Genomic DNA, 13,131 nt, shown 5'->3' on the forward strand with positions numbered 1-13,131 from the left:
GGGCGGCCATGTTCAACACCATTATCATTACGGTCAAGACGCTGCTGCGCCGGCCGAGCACGTGGGTTTGGGGCGCGGTCTTTCCCGTCGCGCTTTCCACGATGTTCATGTTTATGTTTGCGAACCTGAGCTCTGACGGCAAGGTCGACCCGGTGCCGGTGGCCGTTGTCGCTGACGAAGCCTGGGGCGCTTCGTCCTTTAAGGACGTGGCGACCTCGCTTGCCAAGGAGGGCGACGATCAACTGCTCGAGATTCACGAGTACGACGACGCAGCCGATGCGAACCGTGCGCTCAAGTCCGGCGAGGTCGCGGGCATCTATACGGTCGACGCTGCGGGCACGCCCAAGCTCACGCTGCTCTCGAGCTATGACGGCTCGCGTGCTTCGTCGGTGCTCACCGACCGCAGCATCCTTGAGACGGTGGCAAGCTCGTATACACAAAATGCCGAGCTCATGTCCCAGATTGCCCAGGACAACCCGGCGGCGCTCGCCGATCCGGAGACGGTTGCGCGCGCCCTGTCGCTCGAGGGTGGAACCCGTCGCGTGAGCCTGACGCGCACCACGCCCGACGGCACGACCATTTACTACTACGCGCTCTTTGGTCTGGTCGCGATGATGTCTGCCGAGTTTGCCGCTTTGAGCGTCGTCGACCTGCAGCCCAATCTGTCGGGCCTTGGCGCGCGCCGCTGCGTGGGTGGCCTTTCCAAGACGGCGTCGCTAGCCGGCATCTTTGTCGGCTCGTGGCTGGTTTCCTTTGCCTCGATGGCGGTTGCGATTGGCTACGTGCGCCTAGTCGTTGGCGTCGACTTTGGCGGGCGCGAGGGGCTGTGTCTGGTGGGCGGCGCCGTGTCCGCGCTTGCCGCCACGGGCCTGGGACTCTTTGTGGGCACGCTTCCCGTTAAGGGTGGCAAGGCGTCCAAGTCGGGCATCCTCACGGGCTTTGCCACCACGTGCGCCCTGTTCGCCGGCCTCTACGGCGAGCCGGCGATGGCGCTTGCCGACGACGTCGCCCGCGCCTGCCCGGCCGAGTGCTGGCTCAACCCCGTCAAGCTCATCTGCGACATGTTCAATCGCCTGTATTTCTTTGAGGACCTGGGGCCCTTCGCCGTCCGCGCCGGCGCGCTCGTCCTGATGGCCCTGGTGTTTGTCGCCGCCGCTACGCTGATCTTTGGAAGGAGCCGCTATGAGCACCTTTAAGACCGCGCTTCGTATGGCGCTGGCGCACCCGTTCTACCTGCTCATCTATACGGTGTTCATCTCGCTCATGGGCGTATTCATCGCGGCCTCGGTGAGCTGGAACTCGTCGCAGCTTACCGAGTACAAGCCCTACGACACCAACGTGATTGTGGTCGACCGCGACAATAGCGACCTTTCGCGGGCGCTTACCAAGCATCTGAGCTCACGCTTTGACCTGGTCACGGGCGTTGGTGACGACACGTACGACCTTGCGGATGCGCTCGCCAAGAGCAACAGCGCCAAGGGCAGCGCCGATTGCGTGTTCTTTATCCTGGAGGGGTTTGAGGACGATCTTGTTGCAGCCGCCCGTGCGGGGGAAGACCTGCCCAAGCTCGATGTGACGTACGGCTCCGGTACCATGGCGGCGGCGCTCTCGTCTGCTGAGGCCTCGCGCTGGATCTCGCTCGCGGGCGCTGCGGCGGCCCTAGAGCCTGCCGCCTCTAACGGCGATGTCGCCAAAGCCGCCGAGCATGCCGCCGCAAAGCGCGCGGAGGTCCAGATCGAGCAGGTCAAGGTCGACTCGACTGCCGCCGCCACGCTCGAGTCGTACTTCAACTTTGGCGCGTACGCGATTATCTCGTCGGTCATCGTGTCGGTGGGGTTGGTGTTCTCGGGCATGAACGAGCCCGAGCGCGTGCGCCGCATGGATGCCAGCCCGGTCTCTGAGCGTCAGCGTTCGCTCGCTGTGTTCGCGGCCGCCGCCGTGCTCACCGTCTGCATCTGGCTCGTGTCGAGCATGATGGGCGTCGTGGGCTTTGCCAGCGCGGTTGCCGAGGTCGGCGTGGGTCGCGTGTGCCTGGCGCTGGCGGCAACGTTTGCCCTGGCGTGCACGCCGCTGGCCGTTGGCTTTACGCTGTCGAGTCTGGGCGCGCGCGAGGAGCTGCTCAACGGTGTGGGCAACCTGCTCGGCATGCTCATGACGTTTTTGGGCGGCGCCTGGATGCCGCTGTCGCTGATGGGTTCGGCCGTGCAGACGGTGGCGCACTTTGTGCCGACGTATTGGGTGAACGACGCGATCGGCAAGGCGCTTGCCTCTGACCTGACGTCTGCCGCGCTGGGCGACATCGTCTGTGACCTGGGCGTCACGGTGCTCTTCGCCGCCGCCATCGCCGCCGTAGGCCTAGCCCTCGCCCACAACAAATCCCACGCCTAGCCGCCTAGTCATTGGGGACAGTCTTTGCCGATTCGCCGGCAGGGCTGGCAGGGACTGTCCCAATATGTCGGCACTTGGGGACTACTCATTGGGGATACTCATTGGGGACAGACTTAAATGAGCGATTTCACTCATTTAAGTCTGTCCCCAATGAGTAGGTTGGAAAATAGTTCGCGCACGTCGCTTAAAAATAGTTCACCTGGGTTTACTATTAGCCTAGAAAAGTAGCAGAAGGCTAACAACGGGGGATAGCATGGCGACAAAGCAAACCTATGTCCAGGTCAAAGGGCTCAAGAAACACTACGGCGACGGTGATGCGCGCCTGACGGTACTCGATGGCATCGACACGTCCATCAACCGCGGCGAGATCTGCGTCATGCTGGGGCCCTCCGGCTCGGGCAAATCGACATTCCTCAACCTGATCGGCGGCCTGGAGGATGCCGACGGCGGCTCCATCATGGTGGACGGCTGCGACCTCACCGTGCTCAAGCCTACCGATCTGGGCAAATACCGACGCCGCGAGCTGGGCTTTGTCTTCCAGTTCTACAACCTGGTGCCCGATCTCACCATCAAGGAGAACATCGAGGTCACGGCGCACCTGTCCAAAAACCCGCTCAATGTCGACGACCTGCTGCGTTCGCTGGGTCTCTACGAGCACCGCAACAAGTTCCCGCGCCAGGTCTCGGGCGGCCAACAGCAGCGCTGCGCCATCGGCCGTGCGCTCGTCAAAAACCCGGGCCTGCTGCTGTGCGACGAGCCCACGGGCGCGCTTGACTACAAGACGTCCAAGGAAATCTTGCAGCTCATGGAGGATGTCAACCGCACCTACGGCTGCACCATCATCATCGTCACCCACAATGCCGCCATCGCGCGCATGGCCAATCGCGTGCTGCGCCTGCGCGACGGGCGCATCGTCGAGGATGAACTCAACGAGTCGCCCGTCGCGGCCGCCGAGCTCGATTGGTAGGCGGCGCCATGACACCTCTCGCAAAACGCCTCCCGCGTGAGCTGCGCCGCAATATCGGCAAGTACCTGGGTATCTTTTTGCTTATGTGCGGAAGCATCGCCCTCACGTCGGGCTTTTTGCTCGCGGCGCATTCCATCGGCTGCCTCATCGATGACATGCGCGACGACTACACGATTGAGGACGGCCGCGTGACTACCTCCTTCGAGGCCACCGACGAGCAGCTCAAGGCTGCCGAAGACGTGGCTGAGGACGTCGGCGGCGTTACGCTCTACAAGAACTTCTCTATCGACGCCATCATCAAAAAGGCGTCCGGCGACGACGGCACCAAGCGCACGCTACGCACCTATGCGCACCGCACCAAGGTCGATATCGCGTCCTACTGTGAGGGCAAGGAGCCCAAGACGGGCGATGAGGTGGCTATCGACCGCGTCTTTGCCACCAATAACGACCTCGCCGTGGGCGATAAGGTCGAGCTTGAGGGCCGCACCTACACCATCTGCGGCATCATGACCCAGCCCGATAGCCAGGCGCTGTTCCTCAACAATTCGGACTTTACGGTGAACACCATCACGTACGGCGTGGCCGAGGTCACCGATGCCGGCTTTGCCGCGCTCGAGGATGCCGGCGGCGCGCCTGCCTACACCTACTCCTTCACCTTTGCCGATCGCGATCTCTCCACTGCAGATCGCATCGATGCCGAACAGGACATGGTCGAGGCGCTGGCCGATGCCGATGCGCGCGTGGACGATCTTGTCGACGCCGATTCCAATCAGGGCATTGGCTATGCACGCGACGATGTGGACGGCGACTCCATGATGTGGATGACGTTGCTCGACATCATCATCGTGATCATGGCGTTTGTCTTTGTGGTGCTCACTGACGCCACCATCGAGGAGGAGAGCGCCATCATCGGCACGCTGCTCGCCAGCGGCTATCGCCGTCGCGAGATCGTGCTGCACTACCTGGCACTTCCCGCCATCGTGGGCGTGCTCGCGGCACTTTTGGGCACCGCGCTCGGCGTTACGTTCTTTACCGAGCCCATGCGCGGTCTCTACTACGGCTCGTACAGCCTGCCGCCCTTCCAGGTGTACTGGAGCTGGGAAATCTTTGTGAAGTGCGCTGTGGTCCCCGCCGCCGCGCTCATCCTCATCACGCTGGTGGGTCTGCTCCGCAAAATGGGCAAGACGCCGCTGCAGTTCCTTCGTCACGAGGCGAGCGGCAAATCGGGCACCAAGCGCGGTCTGCAGCTGCCGGAACGCATGGGCTTTGTCTCCCGCTTCCGCCTGCGCGTCTTCCTGCGCAACCTGGGCAACTTCGCCACGCTCTTCGTGGGCATCGCGTTTGGGTCGCTGCTTTTGCTCTTTGGCCTGGCGATCCTGCCCACGATGACGCACTATGCGGACAACCTGGAGACGAGCCTGGTCGCCGAGCATCAGTACACACTCAAGGCGCCGCTGGAGCTCGAGGGCACTACCGAGGAGCGCGAGCAGTGGTCGGCACTCGAGCGCTTGCAGTCGGTTGACGGCGCGCTGCTTTCTGCCGCCCAGGATGCCGATGACGAGCTTGACGGCGCGGCCGATGCGGCGCAGACGGCAGCCGATGCCGCGACCGCATCTCCGTCTGCCGAGAGCCTGACCGCAGCGCAGGATGCGCTTGCCAAGGTCCAGGACAAGAAGGATGCGCTCTACGCGCGCCTTGACGATCTTGCCGATGCCCTCGGCTGCGACCGCGATGAGGCCATCGGCCTGATTGACAAGGCCTCTAAGATCGAGACTGACAACGACGATATCCACCCGGTCAATACGACCGACAACGGCGCGGGCGCAATCGCGCAGGCAGAGAAATATGCCGTTTACCAGCTGCAGTACGACCGTGGCGACGGAAATGGGCAGGAGACGATTTCCGTCTACGGCATCTCGCCCGATTCGCGCTATTGGAAAGCCCTCAACGTCGGCGATGGGCGCGTCGTCTTTGGCGGCGGCCTGCTCGACAAGTTTGGCTGGAGCGAGGGCCAGAAGGTCACGCTCCACGACAAGTATGAGGGCGAGAATTATTCCTTTGAATACGCGGGCAAGGACTGCGTTTGGGGCTCTAAGTCGGACATGAATATCTATATGAGCATCGACGATTTTAACGAGCTGTTCGACAACGATGCCGCCTACTTTAACGGCTATGTGAGCGACGAGAAGCTCGACCTCGATGCTCGTTACTTTGCCGGCGACACCACGCCCGACGACATGCGCGCCGTGGGCGACCAGTTCATCGGCATGATGAGCAAAATGATCGGAATGATGATCGGGCTCGCGGTGTTTATCTTCCTGCTGTTTATGTACCTGCTGACCAAGGCTGTGATCGACCACAGCGCCCGTTCGATCAGCTACATGAAAGTCTTCGGCTATCGCGATAGCGAGATCTCGCATCTGTACATCCGCTCGATCACGCTGTGCGTGGCGGCGTCGCTCGTGCTGAGCCTGCCGGTCATTATTGGCTCGCTCACGGCCATCTTCCGCTCGATGCTGCTCGCCTACAACGGCAATATCGAGATCTACGTGCCCGCTTGGTCCATGGCTGCATGCGTCGGCATCGGCTTTGCGACCTACCTGGTCGTGGCGCTGCTACACACGCGCTCTATCAAGCGCGTGAGCTTGGCCGAAGCCCTCAAGGTGCAAGAGTAGTCATTGGGGACGTTCTTAAACGACTAGTCATCGGGGACAGTCTTTGCCGATTCGCCGGCTCGCCGGCCGGACTGGCAAGGACTGTCCCTGCCAGCACTCATTGGGGACAGACTTAAATGAGTAGTTTCAGTCATTTAAGTCTGTCCCCAATGAGTGTGTCCCCAATGAGTGGCCGTGCTTGACTTCAACCCCACTTCAACGGGTACCATCCTCTATGTCTGTAACGCCATATAGACCGAGGGGATAGATCTATGACCGCAACCGCACCCGCAGCACCGGCAAAGGTGTACTTCACCAACCTGCGCACGCATGCTCGCGAGAGCCAGCTCGACAAACTCAAGCGCCTCATTCGCCGCGCCGGCATTGAGCAGATCGACTTCGAGAACAAGTTTGTCGCCATCAAGATTCACTTTGGCGAGCTGGGCAATCTGAGCTTTTTGCGCCCCAACTACGCCCGCGCCGTCGCAGACGTCGTGAAGGGGCTGGGCGGCAAGCCCTTCCTCACCGACTGCAACACGCTCTATGTCGGTAGCCGCAAAAACGCGCTCGAGCACATCGACACCGCCTACCAGAACGGCTTTACCCCGTATGCCACGGGTTGCCAGATCATCATCGCCGACGGCCTCAAGGGCACCGACGAGGCGCTTGTCCCGGTCGAGGGCGGCGAGTACGTGCGCGAGGCCAAGATCGGTCAGGCACTTATGGATGCCGATATCGTGATCAGCCTCACCCACTTTAAGGGTCATGAGCAGGCCGGTTTTGGCGGCGCCATGAAGAACCTGGGTATGGGAGGCGGCAGCCGTGCCGGCAAGATGGAGCAGCATGCCGCCGGCAAGCCGAACGTCTCGACCGAGCACTGCGTTGGCTGCCGTGCCTGCGAAAAGATCTGCGCGCACAACGCTGTCTCGTTCAACGACACCCGCGAGCGCGAGCTTGCCAACGGCAACACCCGCACGGTCCACGTCGCTGCCATCGACCACGATCGCTGCGTGGGCTGCGGCCGCTGCATTGCGGCATGCAACCAGGACTGCATCAAGCCCGGCTATGATGCCGCGGCCGACGTGCTCAACTGTAAGATCGCCGAGTACACCAAGGCCGTCGTCGACGGCCGCCCGAGCTTCCACATCTCGCTCGCCATGGACATCAGCCCCAACTGCGATTGCCATCCCGAAAACGACACGCCCATCGTCAACGATATCGGCATGTTCGCGAGCTTCGACCCGGTCGCCATCGACCAGGCCTGCGCCGATGCCGTCATGGCATCCGAGCCGCTGCCCAACACCGAGCTCACCGATAGCGCGGCCAAGATGGAGCATAAGCACGAGCATCTGGAGGGCGAGCAGGCCAAGGACCCCTTCTGCATCACACATCCCGACACCGACTGGCGCGCGTGCATCGCGCACGCCGAGAAGATTGGCCTGGGCACGAGCGAGTATGAGCTCATCGAGGTCAAGTAGCGCCTAGCTATTGGACAAAATAAGCGCCTTTGTAGCGTAAGTTGAGCAAAAGCCGCCCACGAGCACAACGCTTGCGGGCGGCTTTTCAGAAGTGCGGTGAAAAATCGAATACCGCCGACTGCAAACCGATTTTTGGCAACAAAACCCCAGACGTTGCTTTTTGCCTAAAAATTCTTGTCGAGGAAGTCGTCGACCGTATTCCAGTAGAGCTCGGGGTCGACTTGCGCGCTCTTGGCATGGGTGGCGTCGTGGATAGTGAGCTTTTGCTTGACCTTGCTGGCGCACGCCTCGTAGTTTTGGTCGAGCATGCTGTACGGTACAAAGGTGTCTTGGTCACCGTGGATAAAAAGCATGGGAACCGTCGCGCGCTTGAGCTGTTCCACGCTGCTCGCCTTATGAAAGTCGTAGCCTGCGCGCACGTTGCATACCAGGTTGGCCACATCGAGCAAGGGAAAACTGGGCAGGCCAAATACATCCTTGAGCTGCAGGGAAAACTCGTCCCAAACGCTTGTATAGCCGCAGTCCTCGATAATGCATTTCACATTTGCGGGCAGAGATTCCCCCGCTACATTCATGGCGGTCGCCGCGCCCATCGACTCGCCAAAGACCAGGATGCGCGCCTTGGGATCGGCCGCAACGATCCGCCCGATCCACGCGACGACATCGAGTCGCTCGGGCCAGCCCATGCCGATGTAGTCACCGCCGGAACGCTCGTGGGCGCGGGCGGCAGGTGCGAGCACGTTCATGCCGCGGTCGTGGAATCGCTTGACGTATCGGGCCATACCGATGGGCTCGTTGGTATATCCATGCAGGCAGACGGCGTAGTCGTGCGTGCTCTCCGACGCAGCAAAATACCAGGCGGCAAGCTCGGTTCCGTCGTCCGCGGTGAGGCTGCTGCTCTCGCGGTTTTCCTTAAACCACGCCCGCGCCTCGCCCTCCTCGGCGTCAATCTGCTCGCCCTTTTCGGCGTCCTTGCCGTCCTGCATCATCTTCATGGTGTACGGCGCTTGGGGATTCAGGGCAAAGTCGAACAAGAAGTTGCCGGCAAATCCCAGCAGCGCGACAACGAGCACCAGCGCAACGATGCCGGCTATCTTGAGCTTTCGATGGGAACGTGCGTTTTGAGACATAAGAAGCTTTCCTATAAGATGTTAATACATCAACATTTAATGCAAGCGCATTATGGACGTTCACCGTTGATGCGTCAACAGGCAAAGAATGGGTAAACAAAGGGTCACGTATGGTGCAAATTTCGCACGCACCCAGACGCTTTGATATAGTGTTGAGAACTCTTTACGTTGGAGGATGTAACCGGCATGTCCGATTCGAGCGACAGTTCTAAGCCGCGACCCAAGACCGCGGCCGTTCCACACTACACGGTGGGTGAGGAGATCATGAACTCCGTCACCCATGGTGTCGGCTGTCTGCTGGGTATCGCGGGCCTGGTGCTCCTGATCGTATTCGCTGCCCTGCGCGGCGGAGGCCCGGCCCACATGGCTGCGGCAATTGTCTATGGCGTCAGTATCATCCTCGAATACTTGGCCTCCACGCTCTATCACGCGATTCAGCCCGCTCGCGCCAAGCGCGTGTTTCGCATCATCGACCACAGCTGCATCTACCTGCTCATAGCCGGCAGCTATACGCCGTTTTGCCTCATCACGCTCGCAAACGACGGCGGCCCTGCGCTGTTCTTTGCCGTATGGGCCATTGCCATCGTCGGGATCGCCCTCGAGTGTTTTTTGCGCGAGCGCCAGCCGCATTGGGTAAGCGGCTTGGTCTATCTGCTGATGGGCTGGCTCGTCGTCTTTAAGCTGCCCGAGCTCGTGTCGCTGCTCAACCCCGTGGCACTTGCTCTGCTCGCTGTCGGCGGCGTGTGCTACACCGTGGGCGTGCCGTTCTACATCGCCAAAAACGTGCGTTACCTGCACAGTGTGTTTCACTTGTGGGTGCTCGCCGGCAGTATCTTCCAGTTCATGGCGGTGATCCTCCTCGTAATTTAGCGACCACGCCTGCGCGCCCGCGTCCTCGTTTGGGCGCCGGCGCCATTGCCGTATCCGTCATCAACGTTTTGACCTGACGTCCCGAATCTTGGAGGTTCGAGAAACTCCCGATGGACATAACCATCTCCCTTATCACCACCCTCGTTTTGACCCTCATCAACGGCTACTTCTCTATGTCCGAGATGGCGCTCACCACGGCCAAGCGCGCCGTGCTGGAGCACGAGGCCGAGGAAGGCGACAAGCGCGCCGAGCGTGCCATTAAGCTGGCTGCCGACTCCGACCAGCTGCTCGCCACCATCCAGGTCGCCATCACGCTCGTGGGCTTCGCCTCGTCCGCCGTCGCCTCGACGAGTCTGTCCGACCCGCTCGCCACGTGGCTCATGAGCTTTGGCATCGCGCCGCTCTCCGCCATCGCGCGCGGCCTGGCGCCGGTCATCATCACCGTCGCGGTCGCCTTCGTGTCCATCGTGATCGGCGAGCTCGTCCCCAAGCGCATTGGTCTGGCCAATGCCGAAGGCGTGTCCAAGCAGGTCGTGGGCCCGCTTTCCGTGTTCCAGAAGATTGCTCGCCCGCTCGTGTGGCTGACTGGCGCCTGCTCCGACGGCCTGGCCCGCATCCTGCGCATCAAGAGCGCCGACGACCGCCAGAACGTCTCGGAAGAAGAGATCAAGTACATGGTCTCGGAGCAGGACGACCTGCTCGACGAGGAAAAGCGTATGATCCACGAGATCTTTGACCTGGGCGACACCGTTGCCCGCGAGGTCATGGTGCCGCGCGTGGACACCACCATGTGCGAGGACGACGAGACGGTCGCCGACGTGTTGTCCACCATGCGCCAGACCGGCTTTAGTCGCATCCCCGTCTATCATGAGGATCCCGACAACGTCGCGGGCATCGCGCACATTAAGGACCTGATTCAGCCCGCGCTCGACGGCAAGGGTGACCAGCCCATCGCCAGCTATTTGCGCGATGCCACCTTTGTGCCCGATACCAAGGACATCCTGCCGCTGCTGTCCGAGATGCAGACCTCGCACGACCAGATCGTGGTCGTCGTGGACGAGTACGGCGGCACGGCCGGCATCATCACCATCGAAGATATCGTCGAGGAGATCGTCGGCGAGATCGAGGACGAGTTCGACCCCGACAACAAGTACCTCACGCGCCTTTCGCGCCGCGAGTGGCTTGTCGATGGGCGTTTTTCGTGCGATGACGCGATTGAGCTTGGTTGGCCGCTCGAGGAAAGCGATGATTATGAGACCATCGCCGGCTGGATTTTGGAGCTTTGCGACTCGGTGCCCGACATCGGAGAGGTGTTTGAGGTCGCGGGGTACAAGTTCAAGGTACAGTCGATGCGTGGCCAGCGCATCTCGCTCATTCGCGTGATCGCTCCGGCCGAAACCGATAAGAAGGATTCCGAGTCCTCGGCAGAGAAGCCGGCGGCGTCGGGTGCGGGTTCTGCGGACCCGCACGACGGCGACGAGTAGGGCAAGGAAGAGTAGGGGAGAGTTATGGCAGGCCTGTTCAACATCCTTAAGGTCACCGTCAGCGAGGACAAGATCTGCGCGCATGTGCTGGTGAACCCCGGCATGCCGCTCATGACCTCGGAGGATATCGAGGCCACAGCGCGCGTGTACTACCTGGTGCCGGCGATTGCCAAGCATCTGTGCCTGGGTGATTCCGGCCGCGAATTCCAGGACTGCATGGGCCAGACCGAGCTTTGCCACCTGCTAGAGCACGTGACGGTCGAGCTCATGAACGAGACCGGACTTGCCGGCAGCATCTCGTGCGGTCGCACGCGCGTGAGCGAGCACGACGAGCGCGTCTTTGAGGTTGAGCTTTCGTGCCCCGATGACGCGTTGGCCATTGGCGCGCTGTCGTCGGCGACCTTTATGATGGACTGGGCGTACCTGCACGCCGACCAGCCGGCCCCCGACGTGGAAGGCACGGTCGCGGGCCTGCGCAACCTGGTGCTGGGCATGCGTGCCGAGGCCGAGGGCAAGGACCCGCACGAGGCCGTTGCCGCTGCGAACAGCGAGGACGCGGCCGAGGATGCGCCCGAGGGCGACGCTCCTGCCGACGCCGGCACTGAGCCCGTTGCCGAGGCGTCTGCTGAGCCCGTTCCCACGGAGCCCCAAGGCGTCCCGAGCTTTGACGACGAGCCGCAGATGCCAATCGATACCGAGGGTGCGGTCGCCGAGAACCACGAGGCCCCCGCGGCCGTCTTTGGCGGTGCGGCAACGGCTCCGTCCGGCTCAGCGCACGAGGGAAACCTGCCGCTCGTCGATGGCGCCGGCGAGGATCCGGCCGCCACGGTCGCCATGCCTGCCATGCCGCAGGAGTAGGCTCACTTGCTTATCACCATCATGTACCTGCGCTTTTACCGTACGCAGATGAGCGCGACGGCAAGTGTTGCGCTGCGGGTATAATGGACAGCATTCAAACGGTGGGCATCGAGGTGCCCGCAGGAGAGGAATGATCATGGGAAAGACTTTCAGCTTTGTCTCCGGTGCGCTCTTTGGTGCTGCCGCCGGCGCTATCATCGGCGTTGCTCTGGCCCCGCGCTCGGGCGCCGAGACCCGCGCCATGGCCGCCGATATCGCCAACGATGCCTGGGACAACATGCGTGACACCTACGAGCACAGTGCCGAGGAGGCTCGTGCCGCGGTCAACGACTTTGGTCCGATGGTCGACGCCAAGACCGATGACCTGCGCGCCAAGGTCGACCTGGCCCGCGAGCGCATGGACCAGCTTCGCGAGCAGCTCAACGACGCCATCTCGGGCGGCAACGTGACGCCCGCTGCCGACGTCGTGGTCGAGAACGTCGCTGAGGCCGACACCGAGGCCACGGAGCCCTCGACCGAGGCATAATGCGCGCAGGGGATTTTGTCGGCGTCAAGGTTTATCGCAAACCTGCCGAAGACAAGCGCACCAAAAAGGACGGCACGCCGCGCAGCCCTAAAAAGCTCGGCAAGATTCACTTTCCCGTCTTTACCCCGGGCGGCACGCGCGTGGTGGGCTTTATGGTCCGCCAGTCCGATATCGCGGGTATGATCGAGCGCCCCGACCGCTTTGTGGCACTCGATGCCATCGGCGTCTATGAGGGTGCTGTTGCGGTCGACGACGTCAAGGGCACCTACGATGCCGCCGCGGCCAAGCGCCTCGATATCAACCTGGACGATTGCATCATCTGGGTTGGTATGGACGTGCGCACGGAATCGGGCGATGTCGTGGGCTACTGCTCGGACGTTGAGTTCAAGCCGCGTTCGGGCATTGTGCAGATGTTTTACGTGACCGCCGGTGCCGCTTCGAGCGTGCTGGTGGGCGACACGCAGGTGCCGCCGACGATGCTGCGCGGCTACGAGAACGGCGCGATGATTGTCTCGGACGAGGTCAAGACACTCGGGTATTCGGGCGGCGCGGCCGCCAAGGCTGCCGAGGCCAGTGTCGTGGTGGGCGATAAGGTCAAGAAGGGCGCCAAGGTGCTCGATGACAAGGGATCGGTCGCCGTGGACAAGGGCAGCCGCGCACTGGGCAAGCAGCTCGGCAAGACGCGCGGTATGTTCAAGGCCTTTAAGGACGAATATCAAAAGGCGAGCGGGGGCTCGTCAAAAGCTAGCAAATAGCGACGTACCAAATGATGGGAG

At 61.8% G+C, this 13,131-nt stretch carries 11 protein-coding genes; 10 read left to right on the top strand and 1 reads right to left on the bottom strand.

From position 1 onward, the window contains the following. Window positions 1-8: 8 nt before the first annotated feature. From DWY05_RS06805 to DWY05_RS06825, 5 genes are all read left to right on the top strand, one after another. Window positions 9-1,196: an ABC transporter permease gene (locus DWY05_RS06805; RefSeq protein ID WP_117821164.1), complete on the top strand. Its 1,188-nt coding sequence runs from the start codon at window positions 9-11 to the stop codon at window positions 1,194-1,196. Further along, a complete protein-coding gene (locus tag DWY05_RS06810) occupies window positions 1,183-2,388 on the top strand; it encodes an ABC transporter permease (RefSeq protein ID WP_117821163.1) in 1,206 nt (401 codons plus the stop codon). Before DWY05_RS06805 ends, DWY05_RS06810 begins: the two co-directional genes overlap by 14 nt. Before the next feature lie 253 nt (window positions 2,389-2,641). Beyond that, the gene (locus DWY05_RS06815; RefSeq protein WP_117821162.1) at window positions 2,642-3,355 is read left to right on the top strand and encodes an ABC transporter ATP-binding protein; all 714 of its coding nucleotides are present in this window, start codon (window positions 2,642-2,644) and stop codon (window positions 3,353-3,355) included. An 8-nt stretch (window positions 3,356-3,363) separates the two neighbouring features. Beyond that, window positions 3,364-6,030 carry an ABC transporter permease gene (locus tag DWY05_RS06820; protein ID WP_117821161.1) on the top strand — a complete coding sequence of 889 codons (2,667 nt, stop codon included), beginning with the start codon at window positions 3,364-3,366 and terminating at the stop codon, window positions 6,028-6,030. 251 nt (window positions 6,031-6,281) lie between these two features. After that, window positions 6,282-7,487, top strand: a complete 1,206-nt coding sequence (locus DWY05_RS06825) for a DUF362 domain-containing protein (protein WP_117821160.1) — start codon at window positions 6,282-6,284, stop codon at window positions 7,485-7,487. Between the two features lie 164 nt (window positions 7,488-7,651). Here DWY05_RS06825 and DWY05_RS06830 read toward each other — a convergent pair whose 3' ends face one another. Continuing rightward, complete coding sequence (locus DWY05_RS06830; RefSeq protein WP_117821159.1) at window positions 7,652-8,617, bottom strand: alpha/beta hydrolase; 966 nt, start codon at window positions 8,615-8,617, stop codon at window positions 7,652-7,654. A gap of 186 nt (window positions 8,618-8,803) precedes the next feature. On the opposite strand from DWY05_RS06830, the gene DWY05_RS06835 reads away from it, so the two are divergent. From DWY05_RS06835 to DWY05_RS06855, 5 genes are all read left to right on the top strand, one after another. Further along, complete coding sequence (locus DWY05_RS06835; RefSeq protein WP_199409594.1) at window positions 8,804-9,487, top strand: hemolysin III family protein; 684 nt, start codon at window positions 8,804-8,806, stop codon at window positions 9,485-9,487. Between the two features lie 110 nt (window positions 9,488-9,597). Further along, window positions 9,598-10,971, top strand: coding sequence for a hemolysin family protein (locus DWY05_RS06840; protein WP_117821158.1), 1,374 nt, complete (start codon window positions 9,598-9,600; stop codon window positions 10,969-10,971). Window positions 10,972-10,995: 24 nt separating this feature from the next. Beyond that, window positions 10,996-11,829, top strand: coding sequence for a hypothetical protein (locus DWY05_RS10110; RefSeq protein ID WP_233504048.1), 834 nt, complete (start codon window positions 10,996-10,998; stop codon window positions 11,827-11,829). Between the two features lie 136 nt (window positions 11,830-11,965). Then, window positions 11,966-12,355 (top strand): YtxH domain-containing protein, encoded by a 390-nt coding sequence (locus DWY05_RS06850; RefSeq protein WP_117630034.1) that lies wholly within the window; start codon window positions 11,966-11,968, stop codon window positions 12,353-12,355. Continuing rightward, window positions 12,355-13,110 carry a PRC-barrel domain containing protein gene (locus DWY05_RS06855; protein ID WP_117630019.1) on the top strand — a complete coding sequence of 252 codons (756 nt, stop codon included), beginning with the start codon at window positions 12,355-12,357 and terminating at the stop codon, window positions 13,108-13,110. The genes DWY05_RS06850 and DWY05_RS06855 overlap by 1 nt, the downstream gene beginning before the upstream one ends. Window positions 13,111-13,131: the final 21 nt, after the last annotated feature.

Origin of the sequence: Collinsella sp. AF23-4AC, from assembly GCF_003462685.1 — a bacterium.
Classification (GTDB): domain Bacteria; phylum Actinomycetota; class Coriobacteriia; order Coriobacteriales; family Coriobacteriaceae; genus Collinsella.